The organism is Nostoc sp. CENA543, assembly GCF_002896875.1.
GTDB lineage: Bacteria > Cyanobacteriota > Cyanobacteriia > Cyanobacteriales > Nostocaceae > Trichormus.
In genome coordinates this window covers 4,244,443-4,262,698 of sequence record NZ_CP023278.1, presented here as the reverse complement: position 1 = coordinate 4,262,698, position 18,256 = coordinate 4,244,443, and the positions used below count along the sequence as shown (strand labels likewise).

General features: G+C 36.7%; 12 protein-coding genes. 6 read left to right on the top strand and 6 right to left on the bottom strand.

Annotation, left to right across the window (positions count from 1 at the left end):
• Positions 1–310: 310 nt before the first annotated feature.
• Positions 311–1,138, top strand: a complete 828-nt coding sequence (locus CLI64_RS17565; RefSeq protein ID WP_103138411.1) for a glycosyltransferase family 2 protein — start codon at positions 311–313, stop codon at positions 1,136–1,138.
• Between the two features lie 32 nt (positions 1,139–1,170).
• On the opposite strand, the gene CLI64_RS17560 is transcribed toward CLI64_RS17565, so the two are convergent.
• Positions 1,171–2,067 (bottom strand): class I SAM-dependent methyltransferase, encoded by an 897-nt coding sequence (locus CLI64_RS17560; RefSeq protein WP_103138410.1) that lies wholly within the window; start codon positions 2,065–2,067, stop codon positions 1,171–1,173.
• 307 nt (positions 2,068–2,374) lie between these two features.
• Between CLI64_RS17560 and CLI64_RS17555 the strand changes: the two genes are divergently transcribed.
• The gene (locus tag CLI64_RS17555; protein ID WP_103138409.1) at positions 2,375–3,196 is read left to right on the top strand and encodes a 2OG-Fe(II) oxygenase; all 822 of its coding nucleotides are present in this window, start codon (positions 2,375–2,377) and stop codon (positions 3,194–3,196) included.
• Positions 3,197–3,973: 777 nt separating this feature from the next.
• Positions 3,974–6,553, top strand: a complete 2,580-nt coding sequence (locus tag CLI64_RS17550) for a sialidase family protein (RefSeq protein WP_225977379.1) — start codon at positions 3,974–3,976, stop codon at positions 6,551–6,553.
• Between the two features lie 175 nt (positions 6,554–6,728).
• On the opposite strand, the gene CLI64_RS17545 is transcribed toward CLI64_RS17550, so the two are convergent.
• Positions 6,729–8,069, bottom strand: coding sequence for an oligosaccharide flippase family protein (locus tag CLI64_RS17545; RefSeq protein ID WP_103138408.1), 1,341 nt, complete (start codon positions 8,067–8,069; stop codon positions 6,729–6,731).
• A gap of 978 nt (positions 8,070–9,047) precedes the next feature.
• Here CLI64_RS17545 and CLI64_RS17540 point away from each other — a divergent pair.
• Both CLI64_RS17540 and CLI64_RS17535 read left to right on the top strand, forming a co-directional pair.
• Positions 9,048–10,109 (top strand): NAD(P)-dependent oxidoreductase, encoded by a 1,062-nt coding sequence (locus tag CLI64_RS17540; protein WP_103138407.1) that lies wholly within the window; start codon positions 9,048–9,050, stop codon positions 10,107–10,109.
• A 20-nt stretch (positions 10,110–10,129) separates the two neighbouring features.
• Positions 10,130–11,335: a glycosyltransferase family 4 protein gene (locus CLI64_RS17535; RefSeq protein ID WP_103138406.1), complete on the top strand. Its 1,206-nt coding sequence runs from the start codon at positions 10,130–10,132 to the stop codon at positions 11,333–11,335.
• Positions 11,336–11,532: 197 nt separating this feature from the next.
• Here the strand turns inward: CLI64_RS17535 and CLI64_RS17530 are convergent, their stop codons facing one another.
• The 4 genes from CLI64_RS17530 to CLI64_RS32195 form a co-directional block, all read right to left on the bottom strand.
• Positions 11,533–12,579, bottom strand: a complete 1,047-nt coding sequence (locus CLI64_RS17530; RefSeq protein WP_103140777.1) for an acyltransferase family protein — start codon at positions 12,577–12,579, stop codon at positions 11,533–11,535.
• A 97-nt stretch (positions 12,580–12,676) separates the two neighbouring features.
• Positions 12,677–13,867: a Gfo/Idh/MocA family protein gene (locus CLI64_RS17525; RefSeq protein WP_103138405.1), complete on the bottom strand. Its 1,191-nt coding sequence runs from the start codon at positions 13,865–13,867 to the stop codon at positions 12,677–12,679.
• Between the two features lie 122 nt (positions 13,868–13,989).
• Positions 13,990–14,904, bottom strand: coding sequence for a glycosyltransferase (locus CLI64_RS17520; protein WP_157943288.1), 915 nt, complete (start codon positions 14,902–14,904; stop codon positions 13,990–13,992).
• Between the two features lie 420 nt (positions 14,905–15,324).
• Positions 15,325–15,666: a transposase gene (locus CLI64_RS32195; RefSeq protein WP_374703942.1), complete on the bottom strand. Its 342-nt coding sequence runs from the start codon at positions 15,664–15,666 to the stop codon at positions 15,325–15,327.
• Between the two features lie 862 nt (positions 15,667–16,528).
• Here CLI64_RS32195 and CLI64_RS17510 point away from each other — a divergent pair.
• Complete coding sequence (locus CLI64_RS17510) at positions 16,529–18,220, top strand: glycosyltransferase family 39 protein (RefSeq protein WP_103138403.1); 1,692 nt, start codon at positions 16,529–16,531, stop codon at positions 18,218–18,220.
• Positions 18,221–18,256: the final 36 nt, after the last annotated feature.

The window sequence follows — 18,256 nt, the reverse complement described above, 5'->3', positions numbered from 1 at the left end:
GGTTTCAAGCCAAAATTCCCCATCTAAAATCCCCAGTTAGTTCAAACTCACTTGAGATGGAAATTATACTAATTATGGCTGCTGACTTTTCACGTTATGTTGAAAAGTTAACGCAAAACCTAACCCCCAACCCCTTCCCTACTAGGGAAGGGGAGCAAGAATCAAAGCCTCTCTCCTTGCAGGGGAGAGGTTTGGAGAGGGGTTTTTTAGATCCCGTGAAAAGTCAGATTATGGCTGACTGTACAGGAGTAATGCTATTTTTTGTAAATCGCTCACAAAACCACCAACTGCATCAGTTATCTAATTCCCTATGCAAACACCAACGACAGAGAATTGGTCTAATCCCGATGGTACCAATGTATCTATGCTAGAGCAAATCACTCCTCTCATTCTGACTTATAATGAAACTCCCAATATTGGTCGCACCCTTGATTGCCTAACTTGGGCAAAAAAGATTATAGTTATTGATAGCTACAGCACTGATACAACCCTAGAAATTCTCAAATCCTATCCCCAAGTCCAGGTCTTTCAGCGTGAATTTGATACCCACGGCAAACAATGGAACTACGGTCTAGAGCAAGTCCATACTCCTTGGGTACTCTCCCTAGATGCAGATTATCTAGTCACAGATGATTTAGTCTCTGAAATTGCCACCTTACCAGTTGATGGGCAAATCGATGGCTACTTTGCTCAATTCAAATATTGTGTATTTGGTCAACCCGTTCGCAACACTAGAATTCTGCCTCCCCGTCAAGTCCTGTTTAAAAAAAGCAAAGCCATCTATATTGATGATGGACACACACAAGTTTTACAATTAACTGGTCAATCTACCTTACTATCTGCTTATATCTATCATGACGATCGCAAACCCTTCAGTAGATGGCTATGGGCGCAAGAACGCTACACAGTCCTAGAATCTAAAAAAATCTTAGCAACTCCCGTCAACGAATTAGACTGGGTAGACCGTATCCGCAGAAAAAAAGTTTTAGCCCCCTGGATGGTATTTATCTATTGCTTATTTGTTGAAGGCTGGATTTTTGACGGTTGGCGTGGTTGGTATTACGTTTTTCAACGCGTTTTAGCAGAGACTATCCTCGCCATACGGTTGATCGAAGCCGAAAACTTAAAAAATCATTAAAAAAATTCTTCTACCCTTAGTTTTGATAACAATCAATTAATGCGAGTTGCAACACACATCAACGATAATGCAGCCTCTGGGGAATTAGGGTTTATACCTGATAATCTTTGAGCTACGCGATACTTCCAAAAAGGCTTACCATAATCGCCCTGTAATGCAGCCGCACCCACCTGATGATTATGAGGGTAAACCTTAACCGCAAAACCCATAGGTTCTAGCATTTCGTAAAACATTTTTGATGTCACACCATCACAAGCTTTGTGGTGTACTTCTGTTGCTAAACCCCAAGATTGTTCCTCAGCAGTAGAATGTCCACCTCGTTTCATACATCGATATATTGGCAAGCGCAATTGCCATAATAGTGAACCTAAACCTTTAAACTGATAAGCACTTTTTTGCGGATCATGATCTGTAATTAAAATTCCACCAGGCTTTACTAACTTAGCTGCTTGCTTTAACACCTGAGCCATATTATCGCAATGGTGTAAACACGCATTCAACATAACAATATCAGCAAACCCAGACTTTAATGGTAAATTATGAGCATCTGCCAAAATGGCTGTATATCCCAGTTGAGAAGCTGTTTTCAACGCCCCCAAAGAAACATCTACACCAAGTAATAACTCTGGTTCACCACAAAACTCTTTTAAAGACGCATAGACATTTCCAGGGCCACAACCAATATCTACAACTATTTTGCCCTGCCAACTACCAATCACTTCTCTCCAAAGTTCAATAAACTTTTCATCTCTGTGACACGCTTCAAAGTAATTTAACCCCCATTCTGGATGCCCAAAATAGTAGCTGTTAGCCTGAATTGCAGGAGTTGGGTTGAAAATTTTGCAAACAATAACATCTTCATCACATCTTTCGATTTCTTCTGGATGGGCAAAATACTGAAAATAGTTTTTAATTGTTTGGGTCAACATAAAGTCTCTGATTACCTAACGGTATGTTTACTTAATTTATCTGTTGCCAACACGAATATATCAAATTGTTTTTGCAATTACCCATGCTTTATTGAAAATAAACAAGAATTTTATGTATAATCGTAGTTGACATTTGCACCCGACTATGTGTTTACAAAAAAAACATAAATGAGATTAATAATTTCATAAAGTAAATACCTCCATTGATAGATTGAATTATTGCATTACTCATACTTCACAGTTTTGTCGAAATCAAAAACAAAATAGTTAATTGAATTATCTTTAAAAAACCTAAAATAGAACGCAAATGCTACAAAAACAAGATTTACGCAATTATTATGCAGAGCAAATTTTAAATCAGCTCACAACATATAAATCAGTTTTAAAAGAAGAATTTGCCATTCCTGACAGGATCAATAGTTGCTATATAGACAATTTATTAAATGAAGACGAGGTTATTGAAATCTATAAAGCCTTTCCTAATAAAGAGGAATTATTACAGCTAAAAGATATCAGAGAACATAAATATGTAGGCATCCAATTGAATAAATATAATCCAATTCTGGAAGAGATAATTTATGCCTTCCAGGACAACAGAATTGTAGATTTAATCGCAGACATCACAGACTTTGAAAAACTCATGGCGGATGAATATCTGTATGCTGCCGGTTTTAGCCTAATGGAATACGGTTGCTTTCTCAATCCCCATTTGGATAATTCCCATGATAAAGATATTAAAAACTATCGAGTTCTGAACTTACTGTATTACGTAACTCCTGATTGGCAAGAAAGTTATGGTGGTAACTTAGAACTTTGGGATCGAGGGTTAAAACAACCTGCTAGAACTATCCACAGTAAATTTAATCGCCTAGTGATTATGGTGACAAATCGAACTTCTTTACACTCTGTTAGTCCGATTAATCATCACGGCCGGCGTTGTTGTGTATCCAACTATTACTTCTCGCCAACACCAGCCACACCTGAAAAATATTATCACGTCACTTCTTTTCGGGGTCGTCCAGAACAACAACTCAGAGATGTCGTCTTACGAGGAGACGCTACTTTACGGAATATAGTGCGGAAGATTTTTAAAAATAAACTCAAAAAACCTCACTTCTATAGAAAATAACTCTGACTGCTATAAAACCAGAGTCGTGAGCATGGAGTATAAAATAATACAATCTTTTTGCGTATTAGCTGTCACAGATGTCTAGTTGATGAAATAGATAAGAGTTCGCATAGCTATCTGTCAAGAGCAAATGTACTTCCCGTACTTACTTCCAGAGGATTTCAGGAAAGAATACATCATTAATTCTAATTTTCTTTAGATTGTCTTTATATTTTATTCACAAATGAGCTATTATTGTTATGCCAAAACAGCTGAAATGTGTTGAGGAGCATTGTGAATGATTTCGACAAAACGATTTATGGCATCCTAGAGTCCAATCATCAAGCTGCCAATTGCCAAAACCTCAGTTGCTGAAAAAAGCAAAATCATTTTTGTTTGGAATTGTGCCAAAACTAATGAGTACCTGCTTAATCAAAAAGTGTCAAATCTTAAATTTATCTCGTCGTTATTAAGCTTTTATAAGTATTAATACGCTGATAAATTAGTAAATTAGTCTTCTTTCTCATACGTAATAATGTCAGTTGACATATATTTTTGTAAGTGTATTAGTAGATTAAAGACAACAATTTGATTAACGAATTACTCAGTAGTAGATACTTCTTTATCTGGTCTTTATCTAAGGACAAAACCATACACAGACATCATCTTTTCCAACTTGATATTCCTTTTATATGGAAGTTAGAGTTGGATTAAAACTTTACAAGTCAAAACTTAGTAAAGATTGCTGAATCTAAGCCAAATGAAAGCTTAAATTTATAAGCTATTTGGCTGGGTTCTGTGCTGTTTGTTGAAAAGATTTCCCTATTTTCCAGTCCCTTACAACTCGTGCTAGAAAACATGAATATTCGTCACCAGCTAGGTTTAGCACTTTCCAGAAGAAAGTTTCAACGCCTACTTTTGTATGGATTAACAGGATTAACAGTATCAATTTTATCAAGTTCTACATTTAGCCCTGTAGTATGCGCGCAATCAGTCGCATCGTCCTTATTTAGTTGGAAGAATGTGAATATTCAGGGCATGGGCTATGTAACTGGTTTGGTCATCTCGCCGTTATCACCCTATGATGTCTACATTCGCACAGATGTTGGTGGTCTCTATCGATTTGACTTTGCCAACAATAGATGGCTCCCTCTAATGGATAAGTTTGATTCCAACTTTTCTGGAGGCGGAATTGGAGTAGAAAGTATCGCCATTGATCCTAAAAACTCAAAAAGGGTCTATGCAGTGGTTAATCGGAGCAATTCGACATACCAAGAATATGGCATGACGAAGTATAACTTTTCTGCGGAGGTGATGGTTTCCAATGATAGAGGAGTCACTTGGCAAACAACCGGTCTAGGGAGCAAAAATGTATTCGTTGGACCTAACCAAGATTACCGTACAGATACAGGTGAGAGGTTAGCAGTTGACCCCAACAATTCAGGCGTAATTTATTTTGCTTCTCGCAGAAATGGCCTTTGGAAAAAAACCTCTTCAACAACATGGACTCAAGTATCAGGTGGATTACCCGCTCCTAGTAGCCTGCCAAAATATAAAAATGTTGATGGTTCTGACAACCCTAACATTCCAGGTTTTACTTTTGTAGCCTTTGACAAAACTAGTGGTACATCAACTCAACCCAGCCAAAAAATATATGTAGGAGTTCATGGCAGTGGTGTTTGGTGCAGCACTAACGGTGGTGTATCTTGGACTAATATTGGTGGAGGTAGAAGCCCAGGACGTGCTGTAGTCGCGTCTGATGGAACTTTGTATGTTAGTTCTACTAATTGGGATACTAATACTGGTTCTGTTCAAAAATACAAAAATGGTACATGGTCTAATATCACCCCTGATGGTACTAGTAGAACTTATGCGGCTGTGATGGTGCAAAGAGATCAGCCAAACACAGTTATGGCAATTTCTGATCGATATGTATATCGCTCAACCAATGGTGGTAGTAACTGGACTAAGCAAACTATGTATATGGGTGCTTATGATCCTAACTATCCCCAAGATCCAGTCAATGCCTCTGCTCCTCCGTACTATCAGTCGCATGCTGGCACGATGGGATCTTCAATAACCATTGATCCCAGTAATGCCAAACAAGTTTGGTGGACAAATGGCTTTGGAGTCGCACGCACTGACGATGTAACTGTTACTAACCCGACTTACAAATGGTTGATGAACAATTTGGAAGAACTGGATTCTAACATGGTGCGCGTTCCGCCCAAGCCCAAAGCATTGGGAGGAGCTGATCTATTGAGTGCGGTACAGGATATGATTGGCTTCCGTCATGAAGACCGCAATCAAGTACCAACTGCTCATTTTAATCCTACCAATATACCTGTCAACCCAGCATATACGTGGGCAAATCCTGATTGGCGCGTTTATCCATCACCGTTTCCCCACGTTTCTGGTGCTACAGGTTTGGACTACTCTTATAAGAATCCCGACTATGCAGCATTCGTAGGTTTCCACCAATGGCAGGGTTTTTGGCCTATACATGGCATAACTCAAGATAATGGTCGAACTTGGCGAGCTTTTGATTCTGTTCCTTCGGAGACGATGTGGAAGTGGGACAAATCTGGACAAGAACTAGTGACACCAGTGGGAGGTCAAATAGCTATGTCCCCAACCAACCCACAAAATATGGTTTGGGCTCCTAGTTGGGGAACTTGGCCACACTATACTACTGACGGGGGTAGAACTTGGAAGCTGACCTATAACATAGATCATCCGCCAGCACCTGTGCCTTATGATCCTTACAACAATGATCACACACATTACACCGCATTACCCAAGTCTTGGCCTAATACTATCTCTCCCTGGTTAAGCAGCTATATATTAGCAGCAGACCGTCAAGACCCACAAGGAAAGACATTCTATTACTATGACGGTTGGACATTTTATTACAGTGTAGATGGTGGTGCTAATTGGAGAAAGGGAGCATCTGGAACTCTTCCTACATGGAAGATTCGTCCCACAATAGTTCCCAATCCTACAAAAACAGGCGATGTATGGATGAGTTTTGCTCGCAATCCGCAAGAAGGCACCGGAAATAAATTATATCGTTCTACAGATGGTGGCAAAACTTTTGCGACGATCCCATCAGTAGATAGTTGTGAGTACATAACTTTTGGCAAAGGCTCTTCTGACACCAACCCTAACATCTATATTTTCGGTCGTGTTGGTGGTGCGACTAAAGACACTATGTACAAGTCTGAAAATATGGGACAAAGCTGGATTCAGATTAGCGATCCGAATGTGTTGCAATTCCCTGGAATTACTCATATGGAAGGGGATATGCGATCGCCTAATCTAGTCTATGTAGCACTGACAGGTCGTGGTTTGATGATGGGAGAGACAACTGTACCTTAAGAATAATCAACCAAGTCCAATACCTGCTTGCAAGTAGTGGATTTGGACAAGAGAAAAACAGTACCTTTGGAATTGCCAGTTCGATTTTTGAATAGCTTCTCTATAGAGGTAGACTACTGAGTATAAAAGTTTGGTAGTCTACTTCTATATTGACTAATTTGAGCCAAAATATATTCTAGATTAACCCTTGAATGGGTGTTCCAAATCCTAAAGAATATCTGATGATAATAAATAGACTCAAAATAACTATAAAAAAGCCAGTCATGAGTATATCTTGAGATATACCAAGTAGTTCTTCTTTGTGTAGTCCAAAAATACTGACTATATATAGTGGTGAATCACTCAGTGCAATCAAAATAATTGCACCAACTGTACCAAAATGGAAAAATGCTAAGGGTAATCCCACAAGAATCATCAAAAATCCCGCTAGATTACTTTGGGCTGAATAAACAGCTTTGCCAACTGCTAATAGTGCAGGGTTCATACTATGAAATAACACCGAAATCCAAATACCAGAGCATAAGATAGGCATCATCCAAGTAGCTTCTTTATACCTTTTGTCATAAAGTGATGCAATTACTTGATCCCCAGTAGTCACTAAAATAGCCAAAACAATAGCAAACCCCAGTAATATAAACTGACGTTGTTGAAGAACTTTACTTCGTAAGACTGGGCGTGGTAAGTCAACTTGACTGGAAATGGCTGGAAAAATCACTCTATGGCTGAGAGTCTTAATGATTTCACGAGGAATACTTGCTAGAGAATAGGCTACTGTGTAAACACCTAACATTCCAAATGAAAGTAATTTGCCCAGAATTAAGCGATCGGCTTGCTCATTTAAAAATGCCATACCTGATGCTAAAAACATCCATTTACCAAAAGATAAGATTTCATCAGCTGCATTTTGGTCCCAGGCAAAACGATTGACTTTCCCTGGTATCAAAAAATAGCTGCCACTCATGTAATATACTGAACCCAAAACTACGCCCATAGCTAAAGCTGTGATATTGCGTTGCCAATAAGCCAAAATAATCAAGGTCAATAGTCCCAGTATTTGTAATATGAGATTAAACAAGGTATATTTAGCTAAATCTATGCGTCGCTGAAGAGTATGTGTATTAGTAGAAGCAAATCCGTCAATAACTGAAGATAATCCGACTACAGGAATTAACCACAGTAGACGCTCATCATTATAAAACCTAGCCATTGGCCAGGTCAACAGCAAGCAAAATAACCAAATAGCAAAACCACGGATTATTGCTAATGTCCAAGCTGTGTTTAGGAACACTTGCTCATCGCCACGCTTACTATTAACAATAACTTGAGAAATGCCGATGTCTGAAAAGAGTTCTATACCAACTCTTAAGGTATTCACTACAGCCATCAAACCAAATAACTCTGGTATGAGCAGGCGGGTTAAAATTAAGTTGCTACCGAAGCGCAAGATTTGGCTGCTTCCATATCCTGCTATTGTCCAAATTGTTCCACGAATAACAAGCTTCTTTAAAGATGTCATATCTATATTGATTTTTCTATATTGCAGTCTTCTAAATAACGGTTAGGTTACACCAATTCAATGTAAGAACTCAGGTGTCTATACCAGTTTGATATTTTTTTAAATCTTTAACTCTGCTAACCTACGAAAATATCACGCTGTTATTGCAAAGTAAAGTAAATCATTATGTGTCATTAAGAATACACATGTTTTATACATATACTTAAATATTTTATTAAAATTATCATAAAGATTATTTATTATCTTTATGATGTCTGCGGCGAGAATGTACATTATAAGTGTTGAAATATTGTGTCACATTGGACAGTCATAACTTATGCCATACAATCTTTCTAGGTATTTTGCCTCTCACAAACTATTGAGGTACGCTATGGAGAATAATTAATAATTACTGTTATTAACTCGTCAATAGTAAATCAATGTATGATTACGCCATACTACAGCCTTGAATATTATGAAAATCGAAGCTGATACGTTAAATTAAAATTTTCATGAGTGAATTTTGAGTTGGCATGGGTTGGTAATAAGTTTAGGCATTAAGAGAAGAAAAGCTTAAATTAGAGAGTGCATATTCGTTGTAACTTTAAATACACTCAAAAGCTGAAAATCGCATTATTCAGAAGTTCCCTTGCTTTGATTTCAAGCAACTACTGGAATTCGGAACAAGTCCCATAGACGCACATGGCTCTGGCTCTACTTCATGTACCCCCGAAACTGTGGACAGCAGGAAGCAACTAAGTCACCTCAAGAGTCAACAATCTCTGGCTACTTTAGAAGACGTATAAACCTTGGCTAGCTTCGTTTGATCTTGGAGTAGCGTATGCTCGTGACAAATATTAAAAGAAAGACAAGTAACTAATGAGTGCAAAAATGTCAAGACAACCACTAGATTTTCAGTCAAAATCCTGGTTCAAATTATTTAGTTATTCATAACATATGGCATATGAAACCGTTCAACATTAGAGAGGTAGTTCAGCTATGAAATTATTGATTACGGGTGCATCTGGTTTTTTAGGGCAATATGTTGTCCTAGCAGCATTACAACGTGGGCATCAAGTGTGTGCGGTGATCAGACCAAGCACTAACGAGAGACGTTTACTTTGGTATGGTCATCCGGCAGTAGAAGTGACTTGTCTAGATTTGACTCAACAAAATGTTTTGTCAGATGTCTTAAAAGGGATTGATGCGGTGATCCACTTAGTAGCATCGAAAACTGGAGATTTTGACACCCAGTATGCTAACACCGTTGCTGCAACACAGACTTTACTAGAAGAGATAGCAGATTATCAAGTATTGAGATTAGTAGCAATCAGCACTTTCTCAGTGTATGACTACATCAATATACCATCTGGTGCAACTGTTGATGAAACTTCCTTGATTGTCAAGGAATCAAAACATCGCGATGTCTATACACAAGTCAAGCTACTTCAAGAAAATCTGTTTCGTAGGTTTGAAGAGGAAAATAAGGGACAAGTCACAATTATCCGTCCGGGAATGATTTATGGGCGAGATCATTTATGGAATGCGCTTTTGGGGTTGAAGGTGAGCGATCACCTGTGGTTGCGAATTGGCGGTAATGCTCAAATTCCTTTGACTTACGTGGAAAACTGTGCGGAGGCAATTGTTTTAGCTGTGGAGTGCAATCAAACAATTGGTGAAACAATCAATATTGTTGATGACGATTTACCAACTCAAAAGGTTTATGCTGATAAAATAAGTCGGCTTATGCCACAGTCGCCATACACTATCCCCATAAACTGGACAGCAATGCGACTATTAACTCAACTGATTTGGTTGTGTAATCAATCATTGTTGTCAGGTAAAATCAGACTACCAGGTATTCTGATACCTGAAAGATTGCATGCGCGATTTAAGCCATTAACATACACTAACGCCCGCGCCCGGCAACTACTCAACTGGCAGCCGAAATATGCACTCGACACTGCCCTTAAACGCAGTTGTAGTAACGTCGAATTACCGAATTTGCAGTGTAATTTGACTCTAGAATCTTCTAGCCTGCCCACTCAATCGTTAAAATAGCAATTAATAATTATTTCTCTATGCGTATTGCCTACCTTACAGGAGAATATCCCAGGGCAACAGATACATTCATTCAAAGGGAAGTAGCAGCCCTCAGAGAATTGGGTATGGACGTACACACATTTTCTGTGCGTCGGACTGGGGATGAACATATAGTTGGAGCAGAACAACAGAGAGAGCGCGATCGCACATTTTACATTTTGCCTGTAAATCCTATCCGTTTATTGCTAGCCCATAGCAATCTGTTGATTAGTTCCCCCGTGAGATATCTAGGGGCATTGAAATTAGCATGGAAAACCCGTCAACATGGTTTGCGTGGCACACTCTATCAACTGTTTTACTTTATAGAAGCTGGTATTCTCGCCAGAGAAATTCATCAACAGCAAATTATCCACCTACATAACCACTTTGGTGATTCAAGTTGTAGTGTGGCTATGCTGGCTGCGGAATTGGGTGGGTTTAGTTTTAGTTTTACGATGCACGGCCCTTACATATTTTTTGAACCACATAAATGGCGGCTTGACGAAAAAATCAATAGGGCGTTGTTTGTGGCTTGCATCAGCCATTACTGTCGTAGTCAAGGGATGATCTTTGCCTCGGCTGACAAATGGCAAAAAATGCACATCATTCACTGTGGTGTAGATCCTGCCTTGTTCAACATAGTGAACCATAATCAGTCAAGGAAAAGCTTACTGTATGTAGGACGGTTGGCTGTAGTCAAGGGATTACCAATTCTGTTAGAAAGTCTAGCAATTTCGCGGCGATCGCACCCTGATGTGTTACTAACAGTGGTCGGTGATGGCCCAGATCGCTCTAATTTAGAACAAATGACGGAAAAACTGGGGTTGAGCAACAATGTCAAATTTGTGGGCTATCAATCCCAGACTGAAGTACGCCAATATATGCAACAAGCAGATATCTTCATTATGTCTAGCTTCGCTGAAGGTGTACCTGTAGTCTTGATGGAAGCAATGGCTGCGGGTGTACCTGTGGTAGCCACACAGATTGCTGGTGTGAGTGAGTTAGTTGAGAATGGGGTAAGTGGGTATCTTGTTCCACCAGGCGATCCCGTTACTTTAGCATATCGTATAGACCAATTATTTCAAGATGTTCAATTGCGAATAGCTTTTGGTAAAGCTGGGAGAGCAAAAGTAGAACAGGAGTTTAACATCCACCTTGAGGCTACGCGTTTGTACAGTGTGATGAAAAATGCTCTGTCAGATTAATGTTGAATTGCTTAATAGCAATTCAACATTAATGATGTTATTTATGTGTCTGATTAGGGCTAGAGTCTAGCCCTTTCAGCATAAATAACTAAAGTTAACAAGATTTTAGATTTTAATTTGAACAACCCAACATCTAAAATTGCAAAATAAGCAGTAAATATTGTTTAAGTCTATTTTAGATTGATAATTTTGCTAAGTCAATTAGTTTTTCCATTAACAAGTTTTAGTGTAAAAACAGATTCAAAACTTAGTTTTGAGCATGTTAAATCTATTAAGATAGGAATGTATATACCTATAATAGTTCCTAATACCAGATGGGTGATTGGTTCTACAAAATTAAAAAAGTGTTGTAAGATAATACGGAAAACAGATGCTGCTAGAGTGTGAGCAACAAAAATCCCTAAAGACAATTTCCCCCAAGTATGTAAAAATTTCAGCACATTTAGCTTATCTAACACAGATGCTAAAAGCACTGATGCACAAATACCAATTACTGCAATTAGGGGAATAGCAACTATATTTTGAGTAACCTGGAAGTATGCCACCCAACCTACTATTGTATATCCGAATAACGAAAAATATATAGAAATGAGAGGCCTTATTTTCATAAGAAATGATGTTAAATCTATCACACTTATGACTGCACCTAATGCAAAGTAAATTGCGTGGTTACGAAACAAATACAATATTCCCCAAGAACCAAAATCAATATTGAAAACTTGGCATATGTAAAGAATAACTGCAAATATAAAGAAGAAAAATGGCTTTAGTTTTAAATGATAAAATATAGCATAAATAATTACTATGGCAAATAAGGTATATAGAAACCAAAATTGTAAAAGTGGTTCATAAATAATCTTCCAAATATTGAGGATAGAAAAATTGTTATTGGCATATCTAGAACCGATTGCTTGAAATATACCTTGAATCAATGACCAGAGAAAGTATGGGTAGGCAATTGTACAGAGTTTTCCTATAAAAAAATCTCCAAAAGGTTTATTTAATGAACGTTGGATAAACAAACCTGATATAAAAAAGAACAAAGGCATATGGAAAGCATATATCCAATTATCAACAAAGCTCAGTAGTCCTGATGGTTCGAGAATTGAACTATTGATTAATCCCCGCAGGATGTGTCCCACTACTACTAGAAATATGCCAATGCCTTTAGCATAATCGACCCAACTTAATCGGGCTTTTGTCTTGAACAAAGAAACTATTGAGGAAGATTCTGTGGAATTCATAAAAAAGCAATTTTTATTTTGTATTAGTATTTTCCAATGGAAATGACCATCAATGATAACTTCGTAAATAATAAATTTGTTCAAAAATATACATACATTACTTAGCCCAAGGCATAGGTTCAATTGTCTCAAAGGAAGTTGTCATTTTATAAGTGCAGCCTGTCTCTAGGGAGTTATGTATTGCTAAAACCAGCTCATTGTTATGCAGAGAAAACGCTGTGGAAAGCCGACAAGGTCTGTCATTAACTATCGCTTCTGCCATTTCTGCCACACCACGACAAAAATCCATTTGCTGCGCGCCTCTGTATCCTAATTTGGGAGCTTTTTTCACTAGTGGATAGCGTTGTTTCCAAACCCCCTCTAGTCTTTTTCTGCCAATATTGATGCTGCGTCTGATGTATACTGGTGTTCCATAAAACCAAGAGTCATGAATGCCAAGTATACCGCGATCGCCAATAATTCTTAATGAGTGGTCATGGGGAGCAACGATACTACAAGTTAATCTAGCAACTACGCCAGAGGCAAATTTAATACAGGCGACAGAAAAGTCTGGTGCATTAATATCTAGAGGAACATCAGTTTGTTTATCTGGAATCAAGCAAGATGAAAAGGCTGTGACTGTTTCTGCCGGGCCGAAAAATGCAGTCAGCCATGTAACATAATAACCAGCGTGTTCTAAGGTACAGCCTACTTCAAATTCGTCCTTGTAAGGCCAAGGAATACCTGATTCGCTGACCCATTTTTGATAAGGCATCTGATGAATGAGTCCATCATCCATTTCTGCATAGACTAGTCGGACTGTTCCTAATTGATTTTCCCGTAAAGCCTTCCAGATTGTCTGCGCTGTTTCGCCCAGAAGACTACATGGTGCGGAAGAAAGATACAGTCCTTTTTGCTGCGCTAATGTAGCCAATTCTTCTGCTTGCCACATCTCCATTGCTAGTGGCTTTTCCGAGTAAACGTGCTTACCTGCTTTTAAACAAGCTAGAGAAACTGAGTAATGACTGCTAGGATTGGTTAAGTTCAAAACTATATCGACTCGATCATCATCCAGCAGTTCTTCTAAGGAATTATAAATGTGAGAAATTCCATGATAGGTGGCAAAGTTAGAAGCGCGATCGCAATTCCGATCCATCACTCCCACTAATTGTATTCCTGAATGCAGGGGCAAGGTTTTCAGATAGTAGTCAGCTACAAATCCACAACCAACAATGGCAATTGATTTTATGGACTTTTTTTTCTCATTGTCTGTTTTTGCAGACTTCTGTAAGGAGTAGGTTTGAGACATTTGATAATTTATCCTGGCACTGGAATTTATACTTAGGGTATCACTTTTCGCAAAGTTAGCGACTCAGTGTTCAATTTATTTGAAACTACTCTAGTATTAAAATTATTTCAATTCTTGATTACTTAAGTTAGAACTGCCTTAGCATAGTTATAAACAATTCTAGGAGCGCAAGATAACCAAAACTCCCACGAGGATTGATTTATATACTCTCGTGATTCTGTTATTTTATAAGCTTTAGCAAAACCATCTTTGGCAACCATTCTGCCCAATGAATGAGCAAAGAGTCTATCTGCAAACGGTTTTGTTTCAGGAAACTTTTGTTTTAAGTAATAGGAAGTTTTAATATTTGTCTCTGCATTGATATACTCTAAGTCTGGTCTAAATTCAAATAAATTAGAACCATGAATACGGTGTACTGCTAGTTTTTCTGGTAATAATATTCCAGAACCTAGATAAGTAGCTGCCAGTCGTAAAAAGTTATCAGCTGATATTCTCATATTTTCTGGCATAGGCAAAATTTTGTCTAATATATTGCGTCTAAAGCATAATCCGCTAGTTGCTGGCATCCAACATAGACTATTACCCTTTAAAAGGTCATCACGAAAATTAGTCAACTTAAACTCAGACAAACATTGGTTTTCTGCTCTTTCTACAGAATTTCCATTTTGATCTAAATCATCTAGTTCGTGAAAAATCCAACCCGCAGCAGGATATTGTCTAAAAATATCAACTATGTGACCAACCTTATCTACATAATAGTAATCATCGGCATCAAGAAAACAAATTATTTCTCCATGACTGGCACTAAAACCAGCATTAAAAGCCGAAGCTTGTCCACCATTTTTTTTAAATACGGAGATAACTTTTTCCCCATAACATCTAATAACTTCCTGAGAATTATCTTTAGAACCATCATCAACTACAACAATTTCTACAGGGGAATAATTTTGATTCAAGACACTCTCAATAGCTTCAGGTAAAAACCGTTCATAATTATAATTATTGATTAGAATACTAACTAGAGGTTGTTCATTCATAGTTTTTGCCTTTATATACGGTTGCATATTTACTTTTTTGAGATGATATTTGCAAAAATTAATTTCCTAAGCTTATTTACCTTAGTAGGTTATATAGTTAAGGCTTGCTCTTATTACACTTGCTTTATTGGCATATTTTCCCACGAATGATTCTATTTTCCTACTGATTTAAATCTATCGTTGGATATCTATATAGTTATAGTATCGATATTTTTAAATGAATCATTATTCAACCTATATTTTTATTATTTATAATATAAGTATTTTCTATATTGATTCATAAGAAGAATCTACTTCTCTGAAATTTAGGTGCTGTGCAGAAATACAGCATGACTCATAGACACTATTGAAGCCTGAATTTACATAAGGCTAAAGATTTACTTAATAACATTTTTTTGTCTGCTTGAAAGATAATACATATCAATAGAGTTTCAATAGAATTACCAATAACTTTACGTAATTTTTATCAAAACGTAAATATAATTTTATATAATTTATGGATACCAATCTGTAAATTTTCCAAAGTTCCGTCTGTTTCCCAAGATTGTTGCCATCTGTGCGTTGCAATTTTTGATGCCCAAATTTCTCCAGTGGGAGCATACACCAACAACATTCTGTTATCAATATATACAATAAGGTGTTAAGTATATATTGAAATGGTGCATGAGTTATTCCCCGTACTTTCTTTTCTGGTTCCTTTGGTAATATATATTCAAACAGCTTCCACTCTGAGTCACTTAACCCTTCAAATCTCGCCTCCATAGCCGCCTGATAAAACTTAACCTAATTTTTTTCTCAAAAGTCACATATTGAGTGACTGACAAATTAAAAAATATTCAATCTATAGGGTACTTCAGTTAGATAGGCCTAGAAAATCTTCAGATATCTTCAGAAATTAGGCAAACAAAAATGATCTAAAAGGATGTGAAAGTCTTGATTCACTCTATGGGAAATATATGAATTGCCCTTACATTTGATACTCCATTAGCAAGAGATAATCTGCTTAAAAGTATTTATTGATACTAGTATTTAGTGTTTACAGGATATAGGTTAAAGAATTCATAAAGGATAACTTATCTAAATTAAAGAATTTATAAAACCTAGTAAGAATTCTGATTAATTTTACAGATTTAGCTTTATATAACTATAAAAGGGGTTAAACAAAATACTGTTAATAAATTACACTCAAATAATTTTGAATGATGAATGAAATGAAGGATAATCAAGGTAATTATTTAGTAAAAGTACCATATATGTACTTTGCAAATTCCTTAATTAACACTGACAAGTAAGTCCTACTAGTGGAACAGTTTTATTATCTCTAGTAATTCCTACTTACAAAGAAAGTGAAAATATAGAGAATGTTATCAGTATATTAAGCCAAGCATCATATAATTTGCTTGAAAAATAATACATTCAGGCAATAAATGAGAGTGAATGATATAGTGATTGCCCGATAGATTGGTACATCAATTTTAAATAAATACAGATAGCCAAAGTCTTTAAATGCTGTCCATTGTTACTTGCTATATCAGAATTTTTATTAAAATATCTCTCTAATATTGACCTGATGATAACTACTCCCTAAATCGGCAAAAATTAGGATATTGATTACAGGTAAAAAATGACATATTTAAATTTACCAAAATTTAGTTTTTCCATCTTTAATCAATCTATTTTTTCTAGAATACTATGCTTTTTAATTTCTATACTCTTAGTTTTAGGAATATTTTTTAGATGCTCTAATATAGCCGATAAAGTTTATTGGACAGATGAGACATTTACGTCTTTACAACTGTCTGGTTATCTGCAATCAGAAGTATCTGAACAACTACTTGATGGCAGGGAGATTGATGTTAATGACATTAAAAAATATCAATATCCCGAACTTAATTCACACAAAAATATTTCAGATACTATTAAAGGAATCATATCATTTGAGCCACAACATACACCATTATATTTTATCATTGCTAGGTATTGGGTTCAGTGCTTTGGAGATTCTGTAACTGCGATTCGTAGTCTATCTGTTTTAGCAAGTATATTAGCATTGCCAATGATGTATTGGTTATGCTTAGAGATTTTTCAAAACATTTATATAGCCTACTTTTCAGTAGCTTTTTTGGCTGTATCACCATTCCACATTTTGTATTCACAAGAAGCTAGACCATTCAGTTTTTGGATAACAGTAATATTATTTAGTAGTGCTGCTCTTCTACAGGCACAAAGAAGCAATACAGCTAGAAGTTGGATAATTTACAGTTTAAGTGTATCCATAGGTTTGTGGTCATTTTTACTTTCTATTCTGGTTTATGCAGCCCATACATTTTATATATTGGTTTCAGAACGTTTCCGATGGAATCGAAAAATCATCGCCTATCTGATTTCTCTGAGCTTTGGTTGTTTAACTTTTGTTCCATGGATAGTTGTTTTAATCATTCATAGAGATAGAGCGCGTAATTATGCTTTAGTTCCCGCCGCATATTTGACCCTCATTAAAGCATGGATTAGAAATATTAGTTTGTTTTTTGCAGATTTTAGCTTAAATGACAGTAGCCCCCAAATTTATCTTGTTGTTTTTACTCTAGTTCTGCTGATAGTTATTGTCTTGGTTACCTATTCCATTTATTTCCTAGTCAGAAATTATCAACAGCAGAATAATTTATTTGTATTATCTCTGTTGTTAGTTCCAGCAGTCATAACAATTTTTGCAGATTTTTTATTCAAGTCTCAGTTTTCATCAAGCGCCCGATATCTAATTCCCACTTATTTGGGAATGCAGATTGCAGTTATTTACATGCTTTTCCAAAAAATAGCTGGTCATCAACCAGCTAAATTTCCATCCCAAAAGCAGTGGTATTTTTTAACTGTACTTCTCATATCCATTTCAGTTTCCTCTTGTGTAACTTTAGTAAATTCTCATCAATGGTGGTTAAAAGGTACAGATAATTATCATCATCAAATCGCTAAAATTATTAACTCTTCCTCTGAGCCACTAGTAGTTAGTGACGATTTTTTCATCAGAATTTTTTCTCTCAGCCACGAACTAAGGAAGGATGTTAAATTACAGTTGATGGTGGAACCCGATAAAGAACCTGATAAATGGCGTATTCCGCAAATCTCAGAGCAATATAGAAATGTATTTGTTTATAATCCATCCGAGAAGATGAAAAACAGTTTGCAAGAACAAGGAAATCTAATTTCTGTTTATTCAGTCTTCGATAAATATGGTTCCAAAGCACAACGGCAACAAAAGGTTCTTCTTTGGAAATTCATTAAGAAAAGCCCTGAGCTAATTCCAACTAGAGGAAAATAGTTATAGTAAAATCACCGAAAAGTAGGAATGGGGAAG

Bases quoted from the DNA above. Each gene is read 5' to 3' on its own strand.
- CLI64_RS17565 (WP_103138411.1), top strand. From the start codon at position 311: ATGCAAACACCAACGACAGAGAATTGGTCTAATCCCGATGGTACCAAT.
- CLI64_RS17560 (WP_103138410.1), bottom strand. From the start codon at position 2,067: ATGTTGACCCAAACAATTAAAAACTATTTTCAGTATTTTGCCCATCCA.
- CLI64_RS17555 (WP_103138409.1), top strand. From the start codon at position 2,375: ATGCTACAAAAACAAGATTTACGCAATTATTATGCAGAGCAAATTTTA.
- CLI64_RS17545 (WP_103138408.1), bottom strand. From the start codon at position 8,069: ATGACATCTTTAAAGAAGCTTGTTATTCGTGGAACAATTTGGACAATA.
- CLI64_RS17540 (WP_103138407.1), top strand. From the start codon at position 9,048: ATGAAATTATTGATTACGGGTGCATCTGGTTTTTTAGGGCAATATGTT.
- CLI64_RS17535 (WP_103138406.1), top strand. From the start codon at position 10,130: ATGCGTATTGCCTACCTTACAGGAGAATATCCCAGGGCAACAGATACA.
- CLI64_RS17530 (WP_103140777.1), bottom strand. From the start codon at position 12,579: ATGAATTCCACAGAATCTTCCTCAATAGTTTCTTTGTTCAAGACAAAA.
- CLI64_RS17525 (WP_103138405.1), bottom strand. From the start codon at position 13,867: ATGTCTCAAACCTACTCCTTACAGAAGTCTGCAAAAACAGACAATGAG.
- CLI64_RS17520 (WP_157943288.1), bottom strand. From the start codon at position 14,904: ATGAATGAACAACCTCTAGTTAGTATTCTAATCAATAATTATAATTAT.
- CLI64_RS32195 (WP_374703942.1), bottom strand. From the start codon at position 15,666: ATGGAGGCGAGATTTGAAGGGTTAAGTGACTCAGAGTGGAAGCTGTTT.
- CLI64_RS17510 (WP_103138403.1), top strand. From the start codon at position 16,529: ATGACATATTTAAATTTACCAAAATTTAGTTTTTCCATCTTTAATCAA.